Origin of the sequence: Rheinheimera salexigens, assembly GCF_001752395.1 — a bacterium.
In the GTDB taxonomy this organism is placed as follows: Bacteria; Pseudomonadota; Gammaproteobacteria; order Enterobacterales; family Alteromonadaceae; genus Alishewanella; species Alishewanella salexigens.
The window spans coordinates 2,472,520-2,498,629 of record NZ_MKEK01000001.1; the positions used below are offsets into that span (position 1 = coordinate 2,472,520).

The window sequence follows — 26,110 nt, forward strand, 5'->3', positions numbered from 1 at the left end:
AACGTCTGTTTTCGAGAAACACGGATCTTCTGATAGCTTAATCGAAGATCCATTTTTCGCTTACTAGGATCGTTTACTAAAAGTGCTGTAAATGTCTTCAATTGGCACTAAAGAGACATTAAATTTTACTCGTAAATACGTTGCAATTAGTGAACCACTAAATGCATTAAACATTACCCTAAAAAGGGATAGATCAAGTATTAGCTAGTACAACGAATACCGACCAACATCAGCATTAGTTGTTGGGGGGATCACCAAACAAACTATTCGCTCAATTGATAAATATAAACTTACTCTCGAAAGCTTTCACATTTTAATAGCAATTTTAGTGCAGCTTTTACTAAATAAAATTCAAAACTCAATATCCATCTCATCTTCAAAAGTAATTAACTTTTCAGACGCTTCAGCTGGCATATCTGCTTGTGCATTTAATTTTTTTATCATTAATCTTGTTTTACAAGCGATGATTAGAAAGTGAATAAAGTTCATCACTACTGTCTGCTTTTGGACTTTTCCATTTTCTCTCTCAGTTTCAAACCATAACCACATAAGGCCTTTCTCTGCCTCTTTCGGCCAATACTTGGGTTGCTTTATGAGCTTGTTTTTCACTTTTGGAGGTTCAGGTTGCCATAGTGTTGGCTCACAACCCCAGATTTTTTTAATGGCAGCAACTTTATATTTGGAACTTTTAGGCAGATACAGATTACTATTAACACGTACTTCTTTAATAAATAGCATTTCAGTTATTTCTAGAAATTTTAAATACTCTTCAGGCTCTTTAAACTGTATTAACCAGGCTTGAGCAACTAATAACCCTTTAAATCCGGTAAGTGAACTCAGTATTTCAGATTCATCTATCTCATTATTATCTAAAAGAAATTGAGCTTTATTTTTTAATTTTTCATAGATATCTCTTTTGTATGATATTTTCTTATCACTTCGTAATTGTTGTTTACTATGCGGTAAATCAGGATACTTAGTAATACGTTTTTTGCCGTGTTTAGGGTATTCTCGTTGTGTTTCTAAACTTGCCTGCTCCAAAATTCGCAGCCAACTCTCTTCAATCGTATATTTATTCCCTTTATCAATAGCTAATCCTGATTCAGCTATATCAAGTTTTCCTATAAAACTAAAACCTCGCTCCATTTGTGTTAAGCAGGGTATAGTTAAATGATTTTTTAATTGTACATTTTGTATATTGAGCAACTCAGAATTTAAAACTAAATCGCTTAATTGCCAATTAAAGTCTGCTTCATCACTAAAGTTAAATTTTATTGCATCAACAAAGCTATCATCAGACAGTGTCTCATCAATTTTAGCTCTACGGACTAAACGACTTAATGCAACTTGTTTTAAAATTAGCTGACTGCTTGAAATTAAATACGAAAAAAATTCGTTAAGATGGAAGTAACTACTAAAAGTTATTTGAGGCTCGCTGTGCCCTACTATGGCACATAAGGCATATACAGATTTTCGTGAGTTATCTTGCAAACCTAATGCTACTCTAGCATCTTGGCAAGAATGCTCTGAGAAATAATCATCAAGTAAAAATGGTGGTAATGTTGGTTTATGCTTTTGTAACTGTTGCTGTAAAATAATTCTATAAAATTGCCAACATACAAATGAATGGCGTAAATTATGATAACGAAAACTTTTATCAACTAGGTAGTCTCGAAGTTGAGTGCTAATTAAAGAAAGCTCCATATTAACATTTTTATCAAATAACAAAGTTGATTTTGTAAACCCACCAGACATTTTAAGTTCAAGTTTATGCTTAAGCAGAGCAAGCCAGCGTTTTGGCCAAAATGCGCCTAATTGTAAACTTCTAGTTCCTGCTCGACTTTTTAAAGAACGGTTCATTGTAGGAACAATTTTTATAGAAATATCATACGCATTATTGGTTTGCGTTATCTCAAAATCACTGAGTCGAATGTAACAAACCTCACCACGTCGCATCCCGGTATAAAAACCTAAACAAAGCAGTAATATAGCGTCATAGTGCGCTTCTCCTGCGCTATGCAACTTAGTTAGTAATGTCTCCATTTGCGATACACTTAAAATGTTCGCATCTACTAATGATGTAGTAGAAATAACATCCAGTTTTCCTGCGTAAAAACCAGGTATTACTTCAATGTTTTGAATATAATTTGCTAGATAATAAACGTATCTTTGTTTCGTATCAGGAATTATTTCTGCAACTAAGTTTAACTTTTCTAGTAAAGTTTCATCATCTAAACGTGAAAAATCTACATCATTAAAAATGATAAAAAATGGTTTTAACAGCGTAGATGCATAGCCCTTAATAGTCCTAAACGTTAATGTTGCCTTTTTTACACCACCGTACTTCAGTAAATGCAACACCCATTTACCATAAAGTGAAACATAAAAGTTATTTTTAAAACTTTCTGTTTTTAACTTTATTTCAACTGAGTCAGCAACGACATACTTCTTGGGTATTTTTTGTTGTTCGGCCTCATAAGCTTTATTTACATCAGCTATTTTCTTATTTGTCCAATTTGATGGTTTTTGAATTAAGGCTATAAGCTCTTTAATTAACTTTACAGAGTGTTTTATATCTAAATAAGCTTCTTTTTTAAGACCATCATTAATTAACAATCCATTTAAAAAAGCACTATCTTTCTCTAAGCCGTTAGCAGGTTCACCTTGCATGTCATTATCTAATTGCAATACAGCTTTATTAGTTATTAATCTAATAAAACCAGCTTCAGAAAGTGATGTAGCACCTTGCATTTTAAGTAGCAATCGCGTTTGGAATGCGCCTTTATGAAGCAACCAATAGGTGAGTCTATAACTTTTTAATGCTGTAATTGTTACGCTATCGCTTATGTTTTCATTAAGGGCAGATAAGTATTTTTTTATAAAACTTAATAAGATACGAGAAGATAAGCTTTTTACAGTCGATTCTAAATTTAAAGGCTTTATGACATTTAAGTCATTTTTAAGTTTCTGTAGAAAAAGTTGAAATAATAGTGCGGTATACTGACCAATAATATAGCGTTGCTCGTTACTACTTGCCTTTTTTACCCCAGTATTTGTATTGTTCGTAATAGGAGCTTGTAAATAAATAATGTTTCCAACGTAGAACACTTTGTAATTACGCATTACGTCTGCAACATTACTGAGTTGACTAACACCTTCGTATAAATAAAGTATAACCGCCAGCCTGCCAAATTCTTGCTGCCAAGACTGAAGTTTTACAGGATATTCCGTGTCTTTCTTAATCGCCTCAAATAATTTTATAGCTTTATTCGCGTTCACTTGATGGTTAAGAGTAAGACTTAGAGGATCACGGCGTATTTCTGTTATTTGTGGTACTTTAGCCGTAGATAAACCAAATGTATTTTGAGCATATCGCAATATTGCTTCTAAGGTTTTTCTTTGATATTGCTGTTTATCCGCTGCTGTTGAAATTGTCCCTATAACTTTTTGTAAAAAATGCTTATCAAATGTCTCGGTTTCTTTTGAAGCTTTAATCAATCGATTTAAAGTTAACGCGATCTCATAAAAAGCATCACGATAATTATCTGCTTCCACCTTTGTAACGTGTAATAGTATTTCCGTTAAGCATGGGTGCTGATTACCTTTTTCGTTAAGTGAGTTTATAAAAGATCTGATTTGCATGCTTGCCATCCCTGTGAAATAAGTAAACCGCTTATTACAGAAGCCATTTGATTTGAACTATCAGCAAACACATAGGTAGAACTTAGATACAAAGGAGACTGCCCCTCCTGCCAGTGGCCCATTTGTAAGTTTATGGGTTCAGGAGGCAGCCCTGAAGTTAATAAAGTGGTTTTTAACCAGTGCCTACCCATATTTGCTGGACCGGTTATCCCTTCTTCAGCAGAATTAACTAACCACGATGGTGAAACGGGTTTTAAATTCATTGCTTTATCTATATAAAACAATGGGCCATGCTGTTGCCTAGAGTTCCTATTATCTACAAACCAATCTATGATCTGACTTTCATTCTTTTCCGCTAATATTTTTTCATTATTAATAACATTTGAAATTTGCATAGTTAAATCAGGATCAAATAGCGACAGTAAATCTCTTAATACTCTAAGGTGTACAACTAAGTTTTTTAGTTGCTCTGCAAGCACTTCTGCAACAACTACTATTCGGGTATGGGAAAAGCTTCCGTCATCTTTATCGCTTAACGTTAGCAATTTTAATGAAGGAATATAAAGGGCTAGTGTTGGAAGTGGGTTGTGGACTGCTCGATACCCTGTAGCGAAATTAATCATCCACGCCGTATAACGAATGAAATTATTATGATAATTAATAATTTCATTCAGTGGTTTATAAAACTTTGGCTTACTAGCTTTTAATTGTTGTTTTAGCTGTGCAACTAATTGTTTGCAATAATCTGCTTTAGGTACATATGGCGACCCTACCCTATTGTTAAGTTTTTTTGCCGGTAATTCTGGGGCAAAAAGCGTAGGCAGACTGTACTCTGCAGCATAATCGGATATGGAATTCCATAAATCCTTAAGCATCTGAATTCTTTCACCGTCTGAAAGGTTCACATAGCTTCGGCTAACTCTTGTGGCATAACACGCAACTTGGTAGCTAAAATCAATCACTATGGGATCAACTTTACCGTCGGCATCTATAAATCGCACCAAAAAATTTTCAATCATACTGGTCGAGATATTTGAGCTCATAAATGTTTCACTTTCACGCTGTAAAACTTTATCTAGCTTGGTTTGTAATTTGTTGCTATCAGAGTTAAAAATCATCTGGCCATTATTTGGTTCCATTCCTCCTATATATACAGAGATAACATTAGGGCAAGGTGTTAATACCCATGGTGATGATGGATAAAAGTCTTCAGGGTTAATTACGGCTCTATTTGCACTAGCTCGATGTTTGAAGCGCCAAAAACAGAAGTTATTTTTATCAAGATAAATTCCTTCATCATCCGACTTTAAGTTTTTAATAACTTTTAGCTTTGACAGTCGCTCTAAAGATAATCCAGTTGTAAACATACAGAACAACATAAATTCTGATTCTGACTCTCTGTTTGCAATTAAAATACGCTCACAAATTTTTCTAACAACCCTAATACTGGCTTTAGATAAAATTAAATTACTGGTTAAATTAAGGTTATTACTCCGCCTTAAACTATTTGTGATATTTATCGATTTTTCGAATTGTAAATCAGAATCAAAAATTGCACCTATTGAGTTTCTATCTTCTATTAGTCTCTCTGGTTCATCCTCAACTGAGTTTATAAAGTGGGTGCGTAAAATTTCAATATCTTGGCTATCTACACCATCTTCATCTAATACAGGTAAGGCTTCTAACTTAGAGTAGTCACTCCTCTCAGAAGGATTAAGCGCAATACCACTAAATCTAGGTTTGGAACTTTTACGCTTGTTGCTCTGTGGCTCTACTGCACGTCTTGGTCTTGGTGGCTGCCAATCGTTTGAAAAAAATCGTTTTAATGAAGAAACATAAGGTCGATCTTTTTTATTTAAAATGCTCTCACTGTCATTAAGCAACTTATCTAGTTTTGCAGCAATTTCAGTAGCTCCCCACGAGCCTAATTCATCTGAAAACAACTGGACATAAAACATGTTGCTGTCTGCATGTTGTAACATCCGAAATGCTAAACAAACTTCCTCACAGCGTGTGCTAGTTAAGGGTTGGATATCTTCAGCTTGCAGTATTGTTTTATTGGTTATGTAATGCCTAACAAATGCCTGAAAGAATTTCTTATCCACCGGCGAGTTTTTGAGCACTGAGGCATAAAACAGAATTAAATATAACGGATTAGCTTTTGCCCAATTTAAGGACCTGTGTCTTTTTCGATAAAGATTAACATCCGACTTGTCAGAATCGGCGCAGATATCAAGCTGTAACGTTTCACGTAAATAATCAGGTAACTGCAAGTGTTGTTGTAAATTATCATCATCACTCATTGTTAAGTCTGCTAGTGATGCTGACACGTAATAAAAACCAGCTAAATCTTCAGGAGCATCAATTGCCGTTAAAAAAGCATTAATATTATTTTCTATACTTTCAAGCTTATCTTGTTCATAGCGGTTTTTAGCCTGTTTCACAGCGTGAGTTAACAAACTATGCCTAATAGTATTAGTGCTTTTCATAGCGCTAACCTCTCCTTTCACTTCTGAAAGATTTCCTACTTATGCCTAAATGGTCACACAAAGCATTTTTATTTGTTAATCCCGGATAAAGCAGGCTCCATTTGGGCTCATTAAAAATGCCTCGGGTATCTGTGTTAAACCATTTACACAGCAACTCATGAATTTTATAAGGTTCTGTAAAAACCCTTTGCTCTAATAGCACATTGGTTAATTCATTTAAAATAGCCATATCTCTGAATGCTTTACTGGGCTTTTTATTAAAAACGAAAGCAGGCACTACATCAGGTCGACTTTTGCAATAAAGGCTAAAGCTATTTAAACCACAAAACACTCGGAATACTTTCTTAGAATCAAAATAACCCCATACAGGCTGTTGGAGCATATCTATTACTGGAATGCGATGTGACTCAACCTCAGTTGCTCCTTTTACCAGTAAATGAGCATTTAGGTTGATATTTGTGCATAATATTTTTAAATCGCCGTCTAACTCCAATTTTACATCAGCTAAATTTTGAAGCTCAGCTTGGCTTAATAGGTTTGTAATCTGCTTATGAGTAATAGTTTCCATCTGCTAGCTCCGCTTAAGTCCATTTTAGGCGTAACTGATGATAGCTCATTATTTTCTCGATTCGCCTTTATTTTTCAATTATTTACAAATAAGACTAGTTTTCATCATATTGATAATTAAAAAGAATCTCCGGTTCGCAGGGTCTTAAGTTCGAATATCATATATAGAGTGTCTGAAAAAGTAGTTTTACTTATCACCTGCTAAATCGTAGATCATTGTAAAAGAACTCCCTACATCAGCACCTGTTGCATTTTAAATGGTCCACCGGTAGTAATTTCAGTAAGCCACAATTATAAAACTCAAGGACCATCGATTGCAGAAATCATCCATTAATATCAAAGACTGCTAAGAGCCAATTGCAGTCATTGCTGTCTCGTAATTATGCATTGCAATAACTTAAAGCAAGAAACGTTTCAGCTGTATTTATATCCATTATTAAGTACTTTCCTGATTTTCACAGACAACTAAAATAAACAATTTAATCACAACATAGAGATAGCAAAGTGTGGCAGATTTTGTTAATAATATGGGGAATTACTAACAGGAAGCCCTTTTGTCAGAATAAAAGGAAAGTTTCCTCTGATAAAGTTGTTGAACTAAGCCGCTACGCGGAGCTTGTCGTAAAAAACACCATCTGAGCCACACTTACTCCGGGACTATTCCCATTACAACCGGAGACACATCATGACCCCTTTACGCAAAACGATGATAGATGAATGTCGGTTGCGTGGTCTTGCCCGCAAAACCGAAGAAACGTACTTATATGCGGTTGAGCAACTTAGTCGACATTATCATCAAAGCCCAGATACGATTTCAGAAGCCCAGCTTGAACAGTATTTTAGGTATCTCACGTTAGAGAAACACCTATCTCGCAATTCAATTCATGTGCAATTAAATGGTATCTACTTCTTTTTTAAAACGGTTTTACACCGAGGGTTTACGATAACCAAGCCGCTTACTAAGCGCACGGTTACGTCACCCTTAATGTTAAAACAAGAAGAGATACAGCGTGTTATTGCTCTGTGTCCAAACCAAAAGCATCGCTTTATGTTGATGACATACTATGGCACTGGTTTAAGATTAATGGAGTTAATTAATCTTAAAGTTGCCGATATTGATGGTCAAAGAAAGACATTGAAGGTGTGCTCTGGTAAAGGAAATAAAGATCGCTACGTACTATTAACCCCAGCGGTATTGCAGTTACTCCGCGAGTATTGGCGGCAATATCGGCCACGCGATTGGTTGTTTTACTCTAGTCGAGGTATGGAGCTCGCTATGTCCAGTAGCAGTATCAGTAAGGTCTTTAGAACGGCTGTTAAGGCGGCAGGCTTACCGACTGGATGCAGTATTCATAGCTTGCGTCATGCTTATGCAACGCATCAGCTAGTAGCAGGAATGCCCTTGCATGAACTGCAAAACCAGTTAGGCCATAGCAATATTAAAACGACACAGCACTACTTGCATTGGTTGCCGGAAATGGGCAACGGTGCGAGAGATTTACTTGCTGATTGGGCTATCTCATGAGCTTACATTTGTCAGAGGTACTAGATCAATTTCTACCTGACTATCAGCAGAGCCAAACGATGAGTTGGCAACAACAGGCTGTATGTAAACATATCATGCAGTGTCGCACCGCTGCTCTAGGCCAACAATTGTGGCAATGCGATAGTTGCCACCAACAGCAAGTGGTGTACTGCTCGTGCCGAGATAGACATTGCCCGCGCTGTCAAGGGCAACGCACCCGTGATTGGCTGCAAGCACAGAGTGCCAACTTGGTGCAGGCGAAATACTTCCACCTCGTGTTTACCTTGCCGCATGAGCTCAATGTACTGAGCCAGTATGCACCAGAGAAACTCTATAAAAGCCTGTTTAATGCGGTGTGGCAAACGTTAAGCACCTTTGCTCAGAGACATCGTAAAGTGGCAGGTGAATTAGGCATGACAGCTATCCTGCATACGTGGGGGCAAACCCTGTCGCAGCATATTCACCTACACTGCTTAATTCCTGGCGGTATGTTAAATAAAGCTGAGCGTTGGCAATTGATAAGCAAAGGTTATTTGTTTCCAGTGAAGGCATTATCCACAGTGTTCAGAGCGAAGATGTTGCAGCAGTTACGCAGTGAGCAGCTCAGCATCCCCAACGCCGATGCATTGATGGCGAAACCTTGGACGGTGTTTAGCAAAGCTTGTTTGTGTAAACCACAAACGGTACTGAGTTATCTTGGTCGTTATACCCGCAAAGGCGTATTGCATGAAAGTCGGTTGCAGCATATTGATACTGACAATGTTAGCTTTAGATACCGTGACTATAAAGACGGCAACAAACACAAAGTGATGATCTTAAAGGGGACTGAGTTTATCCGCCGTTACTTAAGCCATGTATTACCAAAAGGCTTTATGCGCATTCGACATTATGGAATATTGGCGAATCGATGTCGCAAGCAGAAACTGGCGATTATTAGAAAACAGGAGGTGGCAGCGAATCCAGAGGAAAAACAGACAACCTCTGAACAGGAAACGCCTTGCTGGCATTGCCCGCACTGCCGAACGGGTTTACTTCACTTAGTGTCTGTATTAGCACAAGATTTGCACCGAAAGCCTGATAGCTGACCTGTTAAAGCATCAGGATGATAAAGAGTAGGTCGATAAGATCTAGGATTGCTATTGCCTAATAACAGAAACCTTACAAAAAAATTAGAAAGCAGCGAGTATGATGACAACCCAGAATCGACATAAGTACATGCTTAATAGTTATTTACGCTTCAACATGATGTAAATCAGTTGTTCCCTAAAGTAACAAATTCCATTAGCATCAAGTATACCAATAATAAAGCGAGTCGGCCCGTCCAACAGGCGTTTACCCGCCACTGCACAACGTGCCGGATAAAACGCTAAAGGGTTATGGCTGTAATCGATAGAGGATATCTAAAATGGCAGATCTGGTAACAACCGTCTCCACCGCTATAAGCTTGGCGACTAGACTCAGAGAAATAAGCAAGAATATTGAAGATGCTGAGTTCAAGAATCTTCTTGCAGACCTGAACCTTGAGCTAGCAGATGCCAAGATGAAGATGGCTGTTCTGATATCTGAAAACGCGGAAATGAAAGCGAAACTGGACTCCCTTACGAGCGCCACTGGCGAACCATGTCCCAAGTGCAATAATAGGACATTTCAAATTGTATCTACTCGCGCCCATCCGACGTTTGGTGACATGGGCGCTAAGGAAAGAGAGTATAAATGTTCTGGCTGTGGGTTCGAAGAATCTAAACTCATCAAACCATAACAAGGCCAGGCACGGCGACGCCTACTACATTGCGGCTTCGCCTCCATTTCGTAGCCGCGCATGCTGGCAGCGTTATACGATGGCCGTAAAAAGTCCGCTTGCGACCCAAAGCGGTCATTAGGAACGATCATGTTGATCCCAGTGAAAGGAGTTCATGTGAGCCAACAAGAAGAGAAGTACCCAGCTAGCGCCATATCCTCGTGGAGCGGCTTCGTTTATCAAGGGAAAATTGCGCTATATCACTCACTTAAACTTATTCATGATGGTGACTTGGACTTCGAGCTTCAGCTAGATAGTAGCGACGACTTCGCTATTTATAAGGCCGGAAAGCTACATTCTGCTCATCAAGTTAAAGCCAAGATTAGTCGTTATCGCAGTGGCTACGCCAAGGCACTAGAGCAGTGCACTTTAATCGAATACGACAAAATAAAAGGGACGCCCCGTTACTTTCACGTATCCGTACAGCTAGACAATACCGATGATCACAAAGGCGCTAGCGGAGAAATAGTAAAATTCTACCGCTACGGAGACAACTTTCACTGTGGACTGGGTGAAATTGAAGGACTAACCAAAGCACTAATAAAAAAAATATTTGAGAACGAGTCCATCACTGTCAGTGATAATCTCATAAATTTTAACTATTGCTTACTTTCAGAAAAAATAAGTACCAAGGCGATACACAATCACAAATTAAATCAAGTGGACGGCTTTTCAGAAAACAAAGCTGCTTACGTGGGCCGTATCGAGGGCAAAGAAATCTTAGAGGACCTTCTGAACCAAAACCCCTACCAGGATAGGGGTTACTATGCAGTTGAGTTGAAGACTGAACTCCTAACATACTTGGAAGAAATACTGGATCAGACACTTCCACGCATGAGTGATGCCACTTATGAGAGAGCTAGACGTTTGTGTGAGCACATTCGCGAAACGCCCATCAACGAATTAAAAAAACTATGCCAGATGATGAAGCCATCCGAGCGGTTCCAAGACGTTCAGACGAACGACATTAGGCGATATACCAAGCTCATCCAGGCTATTTCGGTGGAGCCCATATTCAAGCATCTCCCGCACTACCTAGATAGCGAAAATAGGTTCTACGTACCTACAGCGCTTGACGTAGATGAAAGCGAAGAGTGTGAGTCTGACATGATCCGTGAAATGAAAAACAACGGCGATCTGCTGAGACTACTTTTTGAGTACAATCATCTAATTGCTAGTAAATCAGAAGCCTCATTCACCTTTAATACAAAATTCACAAACTCAGATGATTTCGACAACAAACCGGCGACTGAGAAGCTTGAAAGTAACATCACCAAATCACTATGCATTAGCGTAATTACAATAGATGACGCGGAGGGGCGACTAAATGATAAAACAACTCATGGATGAAGCACTTGTTGCCCATGGCTTTGTGAACAAACATGAACTGGAAACCACAAGCTTTTATATTCGCGAGTCTGGATCTGCCATTAGGTTCGCAGTCGTACATAACTTAGACGACCTAACTGCCCCTGCCGAACTGAATAACCGAATCAATCACCTTGCTCCTGAGGAATTTCTCAGAAACCCAAGCTTCAAGAAAAACTGCGATTTAATTTGTATTCATCGCCTTAACGTTCTGGCCGAATTCAAGGATCAAGAAGAAGAGATCTTCGCAATCGAAGAAGATCCGCACTTTTATAAAAAATATGTCCTTTATTACAGTACTGCGGAAGAAAGTGCGCTCACTAATTTCACATACAGCAAACTGGTATCTGTGATTGCTGAAAAAAAGGAGTTTCTTAATTACAAAGAAAACCCTCTTGAAGCTTCACAATACAGCTTCGCTGCCAAGATTTTTATCAAGCTTCCTTTCTTGGAGCTACCTAGTCATAAAGGAAATCTCGTGTCCTTGAGACAGCAAGCAACTGAGGCCGTTGCAGAAGCAGGCCTGAGCGATACGTACTCGACTATTCAGCAAGTCACAAACGCAAACACTGACGAAATGATTAAGGAAATGATTAAAAATGAATTGGCAAATATCCAAGATTGAAGTTTCTAGCTTCAAAGCATTCAAGCATATCTACTTGGATCTTGGCGAGTCTTCCTTGCTAACTCTCGATGGCCCGAACGGTTATGGTAAAACCAGCATATTCGACGCCATCGAGCTGCTACTTACCGGCCAGATCGGTCGAATACAAAACTTATTCTCTACTCTACTAAGTAATCGCACAAAGAACTACGCGGACAATCTCTTCTGGAACAATCGCTCCGGCGAGAACGATCTTTGCATTAAAATTGAATTCATTAATGGTGAACGTAAACTTATTTTAGCAAGACATTGCCCAGCTTCGATATTCAAGAAGCCAGCAAACAATCGTGCAGACAATTATGAGAACTTTAACCTTTACGAGCTGCCGGAATTTGAATCATCTGACTTTACGAAGAGCAATCTGCGCGACAACAACTTCCTTGACGACGTTTTTGGTAAAAATTTCAGGGAAAACTTCTCCTTCCTTAACTATTTGGAACAAGGACAAAACCGGCTATTACACACTCGGGTAGACCAACGTAAGGATAAACTAGGAAACCTCTTTAACATCAGCGATATCGAAGCTGAGATTGAAAACTGCAACACCATATACAGTAAGTTCACAAGGTACATCAATAATTCTGAACGCAAGGAAAAAGCTTTATTACTACAAGAAGAGATAGCCAGCTTAAAAAGCAAATTGCAGGCAGAGACAAGTAATGTTGAGTACAAAAAACTCTCCACGACTGATGTCCAACCAATATGGGACAAGGAGATCCTATTCTCAACGTACTCAGCGGTAGATCATGCTGCCTACCAAGAATCAGTTCGCAAAATTATTGCCCTTCTACCGCTCAAAGCCACAATAAAAACTAGGGTTCACAACGAGACAATCGATGATGACATCGAACGTAACGAAGAATCTCTGAGAAGCTTAGCTCAATTTGGTAAAGACCTTGAGAAGCTTGATGGACTTGAAGCAATCAAGAAGGAGATTGATGAACTGGAGCGTTCAGCGGCCATCATCAAGCGTGGGGCCTCGATGATCAAGATCGAAGAAGCCCAATCACTACCAAACTGGGCAAATGGGCGCCATGAGTGGTTTGGGTTACAAATTGAATCTCGAAACAACCTACGCGAAAAAAGCAGCGCCAATGCGAGCACCATAGCCGAATTAGAACGCCTGAAAGGGCAGCTGATTGATGAACATAAGAAGTCCTATCCCGATGATCAGTTGTGCCCTCTCTGTGGCACGAACTGGGAAGATCACAAATCAATGGTGGATGCCATTGAAGCAAGAACCAAGCAGATCTCTGAATCACTAAGTAAGGACGGAAAGAACTTAGTTAACCTTATTGCTGCTATGGATGCTGAGCTGACGCTTATCGACACCCATATTCAAGATAACTTGAAAGTTCTCAAGCCTACATTTGAGCCAAATCTTCATGCAGAGCTGACCAAAATTAAGCTTCGGCTCCCAGCAATAACCCTCTTAATGGAGAAGCTGAAAAGCGACAATATTCAGTTTACTGACTCATTTACGGACAGTAATGACGTAGTAAACGAGCGACTTGAAAAGCTCAAAATGATTCTAAGGAATAAAAAACAGATTGAAGCTGATGGTTTAGCGCTGCCGGAGGACTGGCGAGAAACAACAAACAGCGCCTTCAAAGACCTACAGGACTTCTACATAATCACGCCTGAAGACTTGAGAGATAAAGAGCAGTACATATCGATTAAAGCTAACGAGGCTCAAAATGCAAGACTCCAAACCTGTATTTCCGATCTTAAACTTATCGAAAAAGAAACCCTAGCGGCCCAAAAAGCACAAGGTAAAATCAAAAAGCTCCGCGACACACTGAAGGAAACAGAGCAAAGGTATACCGACCAGACAATTTCGGCTATTGAGCTCATATTCCATATCTACAGTGGCCGACTGATCCAAAACTACCAGCGTGGTCTGGGCCTATTTATCGAGAGCCGAGAAGGTACACAGTTGAGATTTCTGACTGCCGAGAAGTCTGAACACGACGCAGTCATGTCTATGAGTTCTGGTCAGGTGTCCGCTCTTAGTCTTGCCTTCTTTCTTTCCCTAAACAAGGTCTATGCTACCGTACCTCTCATCTTGATTGATGATCCGTCGCAATCCCTGGATGAAATTAACGTTGCTTCTTTGACAGATCTACTCCGTTGCGAACTTAAACATTGTCAGTTGGTTGTCTCTTCACACGAGGATGATATCTCGGCCTATATGCGTTATCGATTTGAAAGGGCAGGTTTGACAACAAGCTCTCTCAACATGCAGCTCTTGGCGAAAGATGCTTGCTAAAAGCCGCTTATAGCTACCTGGTAGAGTTGGGCTTTCGTGATGGTAATGTTGATGAGTTGAGCCCCGTTGAGGTGTCTGCTATCAGTACGCTTCCGTCAGATTAAGGAAAGTAGGTCAAGGATTGACAAGAAAAAGAAGTAAAGAAGCTGGATCTGGATGGTTTTGGGAGATAAGCGAGTTGGTTATAATGTCTGCAATTGGCACTAACCGGTCTTTGTTTTTTAGTGGAGTGCATGCCTGCTAGTGGCATTAAGATACGAGCCGTCGAAGTGGTACTTTTAGTGAAATTAATGGTGCAGTAAACTTACAACGAGTGGTAATAAGCGCTTGCAAATTGGTTGTGTTCTAAATGCAATTAACTAATTAATTGTTCCTCAAGCGAAAACTGATGCACAAGGCTAAATATTGCCAATTTATGCACGGTAATAGGTCACATAGTTCACATAAATAAAAACCCTCTAAACAAACTAGAGGGTTTTATATATCACTCATATCTGGCTATTGGAGTGTGAAGCAAAGTGGCAGATGAAATATTTCTTCTGCTGGCATAATAAACGCCCTTTCTTTAAAAATCGATAATACAAACCGCTTGTATTCCTCTGTGTTACATTCGGTCTGCAGCTTATAGCTCTCAAACAATGTATTTAAAAAGTTAGTGGCCGGGTCATAAATTAATACCTTTCCAGTCCTTATAAAATAAGAACACCTATAACCAGCCGTTTTGATACCAAAGGCGTATTTTGTGTCTGTACCTGGTGCATTTTGCACTATGTAATACGACAACGTCGGGCTAAATTGATCAATCATTCGTAATACTCCGTCTGACTTGTGTTCTCTAGTAAGAAGCGTACAAAGCGACGCTGGATCTCATACATATCAATCGCTTTTATACAGCTTACACAACAAGCTTCCTGTTTCAGCCAGTGATATACCGCCTCACAATTATCATGCTCAGTTCCTTCGCCACAGGCAGATACTAAATTCCTGTCATAAGGATTTATTTTTAGCGCTGTGATTAAAAATGTAGTCAGCTCACGTACCTGACGATGAAATTGCTTCTGAACAATAAAGTTCTTGTGCATAACCGTCTGTTCGATTGAAATCATGGCTATATCCTTAGCGATTGCTGTTAGATGAGGTGAAAAGTGAAAGCTGCTTTTGATCAGTTAATGCGCTGTGTTCAGGCTGCTGTAAAGCAAATAAATGCTGTATTTTTAAACCTCCAAGTTGCACAGCAACACTCTGGATAGAGAAGCCCTGCTCTATCCATACCCTTGCAGCAGTTAATCTGCATTGGTGTATATTACGGTGGCGAACATCTGCATTTTTAAGCGCCTTAAACCACATGCGCGATGCAATTGTTTTGTGTTTAAACGGCAGATTTTTGCCCGAAGTAAAAACAAACTTAGCATTACCCGTTTTTACCTGTTGCCGGCGTAATACCTCATGTATTTGCGGAGTTATTACAACGTCTCTTGCTGCTGGAGTACTTATAAACTGGCTAACAGAGTTCTGTTCTAGAACAGAGCGAACTCGAATAAAACCGTACTTAAAATCAATATCTTGCCATTGCAGGCTATAAAGCTCTGCACAACTCATTCCCGTGTAAAACAGTACGGTAAAAAACTCGTACAAAATTACAGGCACACTTCTTAATATTGCCTCCATCTCGTTACGCGAAAATGGATCAAAATCTTTCTTCCCGCCCGATAGTGCTGAAACGCCATCTATAGGGTTAAAAGAATAGGTTTTGGCTGCGTCTTGCAGGATATGTGTCGCAACACGAACAATAAAGTTGAGGTTACGTGCTGAATTAACAAAATTAAATTCAGCCACTTTATCACTTAGCTGCATTCGTAAATTCAGCAAACAACTGGCGGTAATAGCTTCTACACAACGTTCACCCAGTGCGGGTATTAGATAGTGGGTAATTATTTGCTCAACTTTACGTTTAACAAAAGGGGCTAAGTCACTGGTGTTTGCATGCAACCAACTATCGGCATACTGTGCAAAAGTAGGCAACTTAACAGCATCGGAATAGCGGATAGCGGCAGTAACATATTGCAGGTTACTAAATGGGAAATGTGCCGAATAACTGAATATCCCTGTAATCATTTCAAACGAAATCACTTTTATCTTTTCAGATAAAACTTTACGATTTTGATGTGTATCTTGCAGTTGAGTATTCTCAACACACTTCAAACCGAGGTAGTTAAAGTTTAACGTTAGAAACCCTGTCTCTGTGCATCGCTTAATGGTTATCATCAAACTATCTCCTTGAGCTTAGCTATTATTGGCTAGTAAGAACACTCACAACTTGTTCTTGCAAAGAACACTATACACCATATCTTTGTTCTTTCAAGGAACATTTATAGTTATTTTTAATTTAACCGGATAGAGGGTTAGTTGTATTTTTCAGGTTTGATAGATTAAGTTCGCTAGTTAGCAATGAAGGGGATGAGTTTTTGATGGCTGATTAGGGTGAGCACATAGCATTGCCAATTCTGTTCTGTCCTTGGCTACCAGATGCATGAGTAAGGTCTTATATCTTATAAGTAACAGTGTTGGCGTAGTTAATCAGATCGACATCGGTAAATGCGTCGATATAAAACAGCTTACATACAAATCCATAACAACAGCTAAATAAACCCTGCGATGACCTGTCCAAGGTGAGCGTAACCCCAACCACACATTCCCAACTTAGCTAAATCTTCTTACCCTGTTTTGAATCTACTACCAGACAGGGGTTTCACATGATCCGCAGAACAACCGAGCAGTGGCTGACGCTGTTTGACCAGCATAAATCTAGTGGGCTAACGCAAACTGAATTTGCAAAACAGCAAGGCATTGACCCGACCTATTTCAGCTATCGTAAGCGGCAACTTCTCGCCTGGCAACAGGAAGACGAAGCCAGTTTTGTTGAACTGACGCCGCAAGGCGTGTTGCTTAGTCAGCCAATCCTGCTTAAAAAGCGCGATGTCGAGCTGCACTTGCCGCCCGGCACGGATGCCCTATGGTTAGCAGCGTTACTCCGGGCCCTGTAACCATGAAGATGTTTATCAATACACCCAAAATCTACCTGCATAAACAGCCGGTGGATTTTAGAAAATCCATCAATGGCTTGTCACTATTGGTTGAACAGGACATGCAGCAATCACCGTTTAGCGGTGCCCTGTTTGTATTCTGTAACCGTCAGCGTACCCGATTAAAAGTGCTGTACTGGGACAGCACCGGTTTTTGTTTATGGTACAAACGGTTAGAAAAAGACAAATTTCGCTGGCCACGCCTGATGCCCGGTAAGGTGCTCTGCATCAGTGAGCAGCAGTGGCACTGGTTATTGCAGGGTATTGATATCCAAAAACTAACACCGCATCAGCCGTTGCAATACCAAAGCGTGGGCTGATATGCCGATCGGCTATAAATCTTTTTGATCGCAGCTTAAACAATCTAAATAAGTACAGGCACTTAGCCGCATTGGCCGTTACAATAACGGTCATGAAAAAGACACCTCCAACACTGCCTGATGATATTGAAACGCTCAAGAAAATGTTGCTTGAGCGCGATAAACGCATCGCCAAATTAGAGCAAGTAAACCAGAAGCTCTCTGATAAGCTGCAGCAATTGCTGGAGCAGTACAACCTTGCCCAGTATAAAAAATACAGCCCCAGCAGCGAAAGCTATCAGGGCGATGGCGAGGTGCTCAATGAAGCGGAGCAGCTGGCTGACGAAGAGCAAGCCGAGACTACAGTGGTTCAGCCCGAAGCTGAAGCAGAAAAGCCCGCCACACCGCGACGTCCACGTATCGCTGCCGAGTTGCCACGGGTGGAAGTTGTCCATGATATTACCGATAAAACCTGTGCCTGCTGCGGCAATGCGCTGCACCGGATGGGTGAAGAAGTCAGCGAGCAGATTGAGTTTATCCCTGCCCAAATCCAGGTGATTAAAAACATCCGGCCCAAATATAGCTGCCGTTCGTGTGAAAATAAGGGTACGACAGTAGCGATACAAATTGCCGATGTGCCGCCGGCCATTATTCCCAAAAGCATGGCAACACCCAGCCTGCTGGCCCAAATCATCAGCAGCAAAATGCACTACGGCCTGCCGCTGTACCGGCAAGAAAAAATGTTTGCCCAAGCCGGTATTGAACTGAGCCGACAAACCATGAGCCGCTGGTTAATCGCCTGTGCTGATAAACTGGAACCGCTGCTAGCCCTGATGAAAGACACGCTGTTGCAACAACCGGTGCTGTGGGCCGATGAAACGCCCGTCAACGTGCTGGATGTAGAAAAAAGCATCTGTTACATGTGGGTGTATGGCTGCGGTATTGAGTCGTCAACAGGCCCCAAGCTGGTACTGTTTGATTACCAGGATGGGCGTGGTGGTAAACACCCTAAAGCCTATTTTAACGGTTACACCGGCTATCTGCAGGTTGATGGCTATGCCGGTTATGAGCAAACGGATGCGACCTTAGTCGGTTGTTGGGCGCATGCCAGACGCAAGTTCGTCGAAGCGCAAAAAGCCCAGGGTAAAGGCAAAACCGGTAAAGCCGACTGGGCCATCAATCATATCCAAAAATTGTACGCTCTGGAGAGCAAATTAAAAACTAAGGCAGCAGAGGTGAAATACCAGCAAAGACACGATGTTGCCAAGCCCTTGTTACAACAACTGCGGGACTGGCTGGAGAAATCCAAAGATGCCATCCCCAAAGAAAGTGCGCTGGGTAAAGCTATTACCTACAGCCTTAATCAATGGCCGAAGCTGATAGGTTATCTGGAAGATGGCAGGCTGAACATCGACAACAATCGCGCCGAGCGTGCTATTAAGCCCTTCGTCATCGGCCGAAAAGCCTGGCTGTTTGCTAATACCACCTCAGGGGCTAAAGCCAGTGCGGCACTTTACAGCCTGGTCGAAACCGCCAAAATCAACGGTCTGGAGCCATATGATTATCTGACCACATTATTTAAAGCGCTGCCCACCGCTGATACACCAGACAAGCTGACAAAGCTGTTGCCATTCTGACTTACAAGGCAATCACACCGGGACGGTGTGGTTGCTGCAACGCTTACTGTCCAAGTGCAAATGGCATCACCTCGCTAGGTTGGCTCATCAAAGTTAAACTGACGATTTAGCTTATTGAGTGTTTCAAAATGCTCATTAACTATTTTCGTGTGTGTGACTTGGAACTTAGCAGCTGCCTAGCCACAGCATTTACAAAAAATGCTGAGGCTTAAGGCTAACTGATATAAATAATACTATTAAAAACTATCCCGCATCAGATCAACACCATCAATTACTCTTTAGCTAAAAAGAGCTTCAATTCACAATCACCATGTTATTATTCGTTAGAATAGCGAGCCTAATAAGTTTGGCTTATTGTGTGCAATTGACCCTTCCAGATAGTTATTTACTACCTTAGAAATACGTTTAATCAATTGCTTATCCTTAGTGAAATATCCTAAAGGAATATGTACAGGGCTTAGATCTGGCATTAATAGATGATAGCAAACCGCTGCAAACTCATTATCCATGAAAATCACTTCAACACTACCATCAAATAAACCGTTCAAAATACCAGCACATGAAGACAGGTTACCCAGCTTTCTCTTCCATTCTTTAGTCGCTTTTTCTTTAGACTTATCGCTATCATCACTTGGTAAATACACTGTAAAATCATAACAATTATCATTGTTTTTCTTTTGATGTGCCAATAAGCATTCTTTTGCGTTATTGAAACTTTCGCTTACCCCCCAATAGCGAGTGTTTGCGCCTATCCAACTTAATGTTTTTAACGGTTCTTGTTTTTTTGCAGGTTTAAGCTGCTTCAAGTGCTGCTCTATTTTTGTCCACGGTAGTTTACTATAAAGCGAGCCTATCAATAATTCATAAGGCTTTTTGCTTGGACTATCTGCCATTTCAGCAATCATCGCGCGAAAATCAATTTCGTCAGGTTTTATAAAGCGAGAAACCGACATATCCTCAAAAGCATCCCATGCTTGTTGAACACTATCAATATTGCTACCTAGTCTTAAATTATCCGTGTCTTTTGCAATTGCTAGGCTTATTGCTTCGTCGTTTTCATAAATTTTATCGATATAAAAAGGTTTAATTTTATTATCAAAGTTCATTTCAAATTTTCGTTTTATTCTATGTGAAACAGATCTCTTTTTAGTCACTTTATCAACGGAATACAGGCTAGGAAGCGAGTTATCAGCTGTCTTTATTTTACCTAATTCACCTGCTTCGAAGAAACGATGAAAGTGCTTACTAAACATATTTTTAGCATGTTGCTCGCTCATACTTTGAACTTCATAGTTAACCGCTAGCTTAAGCCCCATATGCCAGCCACCATTGCTCTTATTAACTTTGTTAAACCCTACTAATTCGAACGTAGCATCTGATGTACGTGACTCAGGCTTCTCAACCATTGGTTTATCTTGCAAAGGAGAGAAATAACCTTTTGCCACAGTAGTTAGGCACAACCTACCGTCTTCTAAGTATGACACCTCACTTTTATTGATAGGCTCTTCTAAAGCAACATCAAGTTCACGCTGGTTGAAACCAAAAAATGAGGCTAGCTCTAATTTAGATAAAGGTGATATGTATAAGACACGAAGTAAAAAGTCTTTAGTAAAAGGGAAACCCTGCTTACTTAAATAAGAGTATTCAATGCTATAAGTTTCAGCTGGCACAATATAATCAACTTCATTAAATTCAATATAATTATTTTCCATAATAATTAAACCGCCTTTTTATGCTTATTAGGGAGTACATTTACGAAAGCATATTGGTCATTATTGTTATTATCTTCCATAAATTTAATTACACTACCAAAAGGTAAGCCGCTATTTTTTCCTTGCCACATTCTTTTATCACCAACAATAACGAGTCGATCCATTGCGCGAGACAAAGCAACATTTATTCGATTTGACGATCGTAAAAAACCAGGAGTCTTTTGTTGTTCAGAACGGGTAACAGATAAAATAATAATACGATTTTCTTTACCTTGATAACTATCAACTGTATCAATTTTCAATATTGAAGTGAGTGACTCAGAAAGGCTAATTTTTTTAAGTTTTTGACGTATCCGTTTTTTTTGCTCACCATACATACAAATAATACCAATAGCTGCTTCTCCTTCTTTTACTTGCTCACGAAGGTTGTTAACCAGCTCTTCATCTTCATCAACTTCTATTAGTAAATCGATAATCGCAGCAGCTTCAGCATCATTATAAATACTTGTACCGGAACCCTCTTGATGATGTGCTTTTTTGCCTAGTAATGAAGTATCTAACCACGTTGCAGGTGATGTTAATTGTGGCGGAACATGAGTATAAATATTAGGTATTTTTCGCTCACCGTTCTCAAGTTCACCTCTATAAAAACATTGAGACACCAGAGTGCCTATAGCAGGAGCCATACGGTATTGAACTAATAACTTAGCACCTATTTGTTTACCGTAATGTGAGTTAAAGGCACGAGCAAAATCACTTTCAATAAGCTCATCAATATCACCACTCGATTTAATACCTAACTTTCTAGCAAGTGCCCTTTTGTGTAGTTCTGAATACAAAGGTGGAAGTTGTTGATGATCGCCAACTAACAGCACTCTTTTACCTGCTTGCATGGCTATCGCTAATTCACTAGCTATTGAACGTGCAGCCTCATCAATAATGACCCAGTCATATTGATTACTAGCTATATCAATATGCCAATTACCAATACCAACACAAGTCCCCGCAACTAGTTGACGGGAGCGAGCAAAAAATTCATCAAGATTTGCATTTCCGGAGCTCATTACTCTTAGCATATCTTTAGAAAGTTCAATTAAACGTTTTACACTGTTAGCAATGTGAGGCTCAACTGCATACTCATTATTTAAAGCTTTAATTAAAGAATCACTGGTAGCAATTAAGTTGTCATGCCAATCTTTATTGGTTCTAATTTCATTTGATAAACGGCTATTAATTAAAGATTTTCGCTCACCAATTTGCTTTTTAAGTTCTTTTATTTGCTTCGCTTCTAACCCTTTGTTATCAAGCTCAGTTAATGTTTTAATCTGTTCACTAATAACAGATAGTAATCTCTTATCAAGCTCTAAAAATGCTTCTAAATACTCTTTAGGCGCTTTTAATGATTTAGCTAAAGCCATAACCCGGTATTTTAGTTGAGAGGAGAATTGCTCCGCTTTTTTGCTAACTATATTCGCTGAAAACACATCAAGTAATGAGCTAGAAACAGCAGCTTCACGACTACTAAACCTTACTACATCTAAGGGGGTATCAATACGATTACAGTGCTTACGAATACGTTCTGCTGCGGTATTTACGGCTTCATGTGACTGACTGACCAATAAAATTCGCTGCGTACCATGTTTTTCCACTAAATAATGCACAAAAGCAGCAATAAACTCTGTTTTACCCGTTCCTGGTGGCCCTTGCAGCATTGAGAGTGGGCCATACCGTAATAACTTTTGAAACGCGATACGCTGTTTGTCGTTTAGCTTTATTGTATTGCCATTGTCATCAGTTCTATCGTAACGAGCAAAGTCTTCGGGAGTAACATTATGTTCGTAATCAATAGGATCGTGTTGGCAGTCAGGATCAAAGTAATCAACTAGGTTTTCAATTACAGAATCATTTTCAATGATTCGTGTTAGCGCATTTTTTCGCTTAGTAAAAGAGGACTTATCAGCCTTACTTCTAAAGAAAATAACATCCTCTTCCTTAAGCCTATTAACGCGAGGGCTACAACGTGAAAGAAATACTTTATTCAACTCAGTCTTTGCTAAGTTAACTTGGCCAATAAAAAACTCGTTCTCTCCTTCAATAATAATGGCCTCAACCTCATCTTTGGCGGTAAAAGCATCAAGCGGATCTTTCTCAGCTTCATAAGGTAATACGATAATATCCTTATTATCTTTATGTTGCAGTGGCTCACCTGTCAGCTCAACATAAGGATGTGACTCTGATTCAGTTTGAATAATCGCTTGCCAAAGCTCCCGTGTAGAAATAGGCTTAACAGCACTTTCTTCAGTTGGCTGATTAACTTCACTCACGCGCTCATCGCTAATATTGCTAATATTGCTAATATTGCTAATATTGCTAATATTGCTAATATTGCTAATCATGTTAGCAGCTAAGCTAGCTGCTTTGCGGTTAAGTTCAAATTGCTTAATTGCATTTTCAAAGCTGTATAACTGCTTTACTCTATGGTTTAAGCTATCTAATAGACTTGCTCTTCCTTGTCTTACACAAATAGCAAATGGCACTTCAAAATTAGCATTGTCAATATCTCTTCTTGAAATACTTTCTCTTTTTAGAGGTGGCATACCATGCTCAAATTCAAAACGCGCCTTATCAAAGAATAACTTTTGAATACCACCCAATCCACAAAAGCTTAGGACTAAGTTTGAAGGGCTATTTCGACTTTCTTCTATAAATACATACAATTTACCGTTGTCAGGATAAATAGTGATTGGCTCAAAGCTATCTCGACTGCCAATTTCAATGTTTATCGTTTCAACCGCCACTTGCAGACATTGCGCAGGATTAAAAACAGCATCTTTAAACCGGGTTAATTCTTTAAAGCCATAATCAACGTCTTGTAACTCTTTAATTATTGCATTACTAATTGCTGGATGTAGCGAACTTTCCTTACCCCAATCAATTCTTAATAATTCTGCACATATCTTCATTACTGCAAAGTTATCACGCTCAAATGCAGAGCTATTTTCAACATTTGACGGGCTATATTCAGAGTTAAATATTTCTTGCGCATCATGATGAAAATCTAATACATCAATAATATAAACATCGCCACTGTCAGCTAAAATAATGTTTTCAGGTTTTAAATCACCATGCGAAAAGCCAAGTGAGTGCATGTGCATTACATGCGAAACTAAAGATTTAACGATACTCTCTGGGTCTCTAACATTAACCGTTACATCAAGCGTATTGCCTGCAATCCATTCCGTCACCAAATACAAGGCGCTGTCACGTGAAGTTATACCAACGTCTATTATTGGGGGCACAAAACTCAAATTAAGGCTTTGTAATTTTTCAACGCGCTCTAAAAAGAATAAGGTTCGTTGACCCAGCCCTGAGCTAAGCTCTGTTGGATTTATATTGTTCCATACTTTAACTAAACCAGTTTCACTCTTGTAGACTTCTTTGCTATCACTCTCTGAGACAAACTCAATTTCGGGGTGTAATCTGTTTACCTTGCTATGTTGAATAAATCTTTCAAGTTTATTAGTTGAAAACGAAAAAGCTTCTTCTTGGCATGGGGAATTATCAACTAAAGCATCAAGTAACTCACCTGCATTTGCATAGCTTTTTCCAGTAAAAGCTTTGAGTAATACAGAGCCAAACCAATCATTACAATCACTAAACTGTTCTGTAATATTTTGTTCAAACTTAGGGGTTAAGCGCTCGGCTTTAATTATTGCCCAAGCTATAATTGCTAGCCTAGAAACATCGTAATGATAAGGGCTTGTAAAACTATCTTTTTGCTCATAAACCGATAGTTCATCACGTATTTCACCAACGCTTTCTTTTTTACGCTCAAAAGCAGAAATAAAATTAGATAGTGCGACACGTTGTCCTGTACTTAACCAAACACTATGACTACCTATATCGCGATGGGCTAAATGCAACTGATGTAAATCAGCAAAGCGAGCTATTAGCACCTTCACTAAGTTCAGCCGTTCATCAAGTGACAAGTTTTCTCCATAAGTAATAATAAAATCATTAAGCCGCTCTTGACCTTGAGGCAGCTCGACAACTTCGTTGTATTGCGAGGTTATTTTATCTTTTGATGGAATGGTTAATGATGAAACGCAATGAGCATATAAATCGTGGTTTTCACGCTTTATTTTCGTTAATATTTCTCGCTCACGCGATACAATTTTAAATCGTCCATCAGGCGTTTTAGCCTCAATATTTATAAGCTTATCAAAGTCCCAGCTACGAATTATTGCGCGATCATTTTTATCTGATTCACTCTGAGCATAAAATTCTGAGTAACTACCTTTAGGATGCTCAAATATTTTATCTTGGCCAATCCATCCATCAACCGTTAATGGCTTGGATTCAACTTTACTTCCATTTAACAAGCGTTTCTCTAATAAAGAAATGTCGTTAAGTAATACTCTAGATTCAGGATGAGGCGTAAAGCGTTTATTAAAAGCGTATTCGTTAGCACATAACTTACAAAAATCACTCAAGCTTACGGTTTCAGCAAGCTCATTTTCCTGCAGTTTAGAAAAGTCACTGTTCCCTGTCATCACCACTAAAAAATATACACGCGGCAAGTGATTACCATTACTGAATTGGCCTTTAAAAGGTTTTAGTAAGTTATCTAATAAGAATTTTTTAGTGCGAGTAATTTCAACAGGAGACTTGCCTCTGTCGTCATTGCCAAAAAACCATTTACCGTTATTTGAGGTGATTGGTTGTCCATTCCAATGTTTCAATTCAATAATTAAAATATTGCAATGAGTCACAATCAATAAATCTATTTCGCCTTGTTGGTTTCTATTAATAAAACGAAAACCTGCATAACCTTTCCAACCTGCATTAAACGAAGCTTGTATCGAGTTAAGCACATCAGAACCTTGGCTTGGCTTTAGATTTTTGTTCTTTTGACCTTTTGGCGAACTTAAAACATTTTTAATTTTTTCAATTGCATCGATTTCGTGACGTTCAAGGCCGCCTTGCCAATATTTAATATCCATATTTACTTCTTATTATTTTTTATAATTATAAATTACTGTTAGCTATTTATGCAT

17 protein-coding genes are annotated in these 26,110 nt (G+C 39.2%); 9 read left to right on the top strand and 8 right to left on the bottom strand.

Annotation, left to right across the window (positions count from 1 at the left end; all coding sequences use genetic code 11):
* Positions 1-351: 351 nt before the first annotated feature.
* From BI198_RS11285 to BI198_RS11295, 3 genes are read right to left on the bottom strand one after another with little or no spacing between them, the layout of a single operon-like run.
* On the bottom strand, positions 352-3,642 hold the full coding sequence (locus tag BI198_RS11285; protein ID WP_070049639.1) for a site-specific integrase: 3,291 nt from the start codon (positions 3,640-3,642) through the stop codon (positions 352-354).
* A complete protein-coding gene (locus tag BI198_RS11290; RefSeq protein ID WP_070049640.1) occupies positions 3,621-6,131 on the bottom strand; it encodes a hypothetical protein in 2,511 nt (836 codons plus the stop codon). The genes BI198_RS11285 and BI198_RS11290 overlap by 22 nt, the downstream gene beginning before the upstream one ends.
* A 4-nt stretch (positions 6,132-6,135) precedes the next feature.
* Positions 6,136-6,699: a hypothetical protein gene (locus BI198_RS11295; protein WP_070049641.1), complete on the bottom strand. Its 564-nt coding sequence runs from the start codon at positions 6,697-6,699 to the stop codon at positions 6,136-6,138.
* A 684-nt stretch (positions 6,700-7,383) separates the two neighbouring features.
* Here BI198_RS11295 and BI198_RS11300 point away from each other — a divergent pair.
* The 6 genes from BI198_RS11300 to BI198_RS11325 all read left to right on the top strand — a co-directional run bounded on the left by BI198_RS11300 (position 7,384) and on the right by BI198_RS11325 (position 14,322).
* A complete protein-coding gene (locus BI198_RS11300; protein ID WP_070049642.1) occupies positions 7,384-8,223 on the top strand; it encodes a tyrosine-type recombinase/integrase in 840 nt (279 codons plus the stop codon).
* On the top strand, positions 8,220-9,308 hold the full coding sequence (locus BI198_RS11305; RefSeq protein WP_070049643.1) for an IS91 family transposase: 1,089 nt from the start codon (positions 8,220-8,222) through the stop codon (positions 9,306-9,308). The genes BI198_RS11300 and BI198_RS11305 overlap by 4 nt, the downstream gene beginning before the upstream one ends.
* A 320-nt stretch (positions 9,309-9,628) precedes the next feature.
* The gene (locus BI198_RS11310) at positions 9,629-9,982 is read left to right on the top strand and encodes a hypothetical protein (protein ID WP_070049644.1); all 354 of its coding nucleotides are present in this window, start codon (positions 9,629-9,631) and stop codon (positions 9,980-9,982) included.
* Positions 9,983-10,138: 156 nt separating this feature from the next.
* A complete protein-coding gene (locus tag BI198_RS11315) occupies positions 10,139-11,371 on the top strand; it encodes an ABC-three component system protein (protein ID WP_070050835.1) in 1,233 nt (410 codons plus the stop codon).
* Entirely contained in the window at positions 11,349-12,014 is a 666-nt protein-coding gene (locus tag BI198_RS11320) for an ABC-three component system middle component 1 (protein ID WP_070049645.1), read from the top strand. Before BI198_RS11315 ends, BI198_RS11320 begins: the two co-directional genes overlap by 23 nt.
* The gene (locus BI198_RS11325; protein ID WP_070049646.1) at positions 11,989-14,322 is read left to right on the top strand and encodes an AAA family ATPase; all 2,334 of its coding nucleotides are present in this window, start codon (positions 11,989-11,991) and stop codon (positions 14,320-14,322) included. The genes BI198_RS11320 and BI198_RS11325 overlap by 26 nt, the downstream gene beginning before the upstream one ends.
* Positions 14,323-14,820: 498 nt before the next feature.
* Here the strand turns inward: BI198_RS11325 and BI198_RS11330 are convergent, their stop codons facing one another.
* From BI198_RS11330 to BI198_RS11340, 3 genes are read right to left on the bottom strand one after another with little or no spacing between them, the layout of a single operon-like run.
* Positions 14,821-15,129: a hypothetical protein gene (locus BI198_RS11330; protein ID WP_070049647.1), complete on the bottom strand. Its 309-nt coding sequence runs from the start codon at positions 15,127-15,129 to the stop codon at positions 14,821-14,823.
* Positions 15,126-15,428: a hypothetical protein gene (locus BI198_RS11335; protein ID WP_070049648.1), complete on the bottom strand. Its 303-nt coding sequence runs from the start codon at positions 15,426-15,428 to the stop codon at positions 15,126-15,128. Before BI198_RS11335 ends, BI198_RS11330 begins: the two co-directional genes overlap by 4 nt.
* Positions 15,429-15,438: 10 nt before the next feature.
* Entirely contained in the window at positions 15,439-16,587 is a 1,149-nt protein-coding gene (locus BI198_RS11340) for a tyrosine-type recombinase/integrase (RefSeq protein ID WP_070049649.1), read from the bottom strand.
* 488 nt (positions 16,588-17,075) lie between these two features.
* On the opposite strand from BI198_RS11340, the gene tnpA reads away from it, so the two are divergent.
* The 3 genes from tnpA (at position 17,076) to tnpC (ending at position 19,341) form a co-directional block, all read left to right on the top strand.
* Positions 17,076-17,366 carry an IS66 family insertion sequence element accessory protein TnpA gene (tnpA, locus tag BI198_RS11345; protein WP_235605230.1) on the top strand — a complete coding sequence of 97 codons (291 nt, stop codon included), beginning with the start codon at positions 17,076-17,078 and terminating at the stop codon, positions 17,364-17,366.
* Complete coding sequence (tnpB, locus tag BI198_RS11350) at positions 17,336-17,725, top strand: IS66 family insertion sequence element accessory protein TnpB (protein ID WP_083256604.1); 390 nt, start codon at positions 17,336-17,338, stop codon at positions 17,723-17,725. The genes tnpA and tnpB overlap by 31 nt, the downstream gene beginning before the upstream one ends.
* A gap of 92 nt (positions 17,726-17,817) precedes the next feature.
* The gene (gene tnpC / locus BI198_RS11355; RefSeq protein ID WP_070049651.1) at positions 17,818-19,341 is read left to right on the top strand and encodes an IS66 family transposase; all 1,524 of its coding nucleotides are present in this window, start codon (positions 17,818-17,820) and stop codon (positions 19,339-19,341) included.
* A gap of 323 nt (positions 19,342-19,664) precedes the next feature.
* Here the strand turns inward: tnpC and BI198_RS11360 are convergent, their stop codons facing one another.
* Positions 19,665-21,053 (bottom strand): hypothetical protein, encoded by a 1,389-nt coding sequence (locus BI198_RS11360; RefSeq protein WP_070049652.1) that lies wholly within the window; start codon positions 21,051-21,053, stop codon positions 19,665-19,667.
* 5 nt (positions 21,054-21,058) lie between these two features.
* Positions 21,059-26,056, bottom strand: coding sequence for an AAA domain-containing protein (locus BI198_RS11365; RefSeq protein ID WP_070049653.1), 4,998 nt, complete (start codon positions 26,054-26,056; stop codon positions 21,059-21,061).
* Positions 26,057-26,110 lie beyond the last annotated feature (54 nt).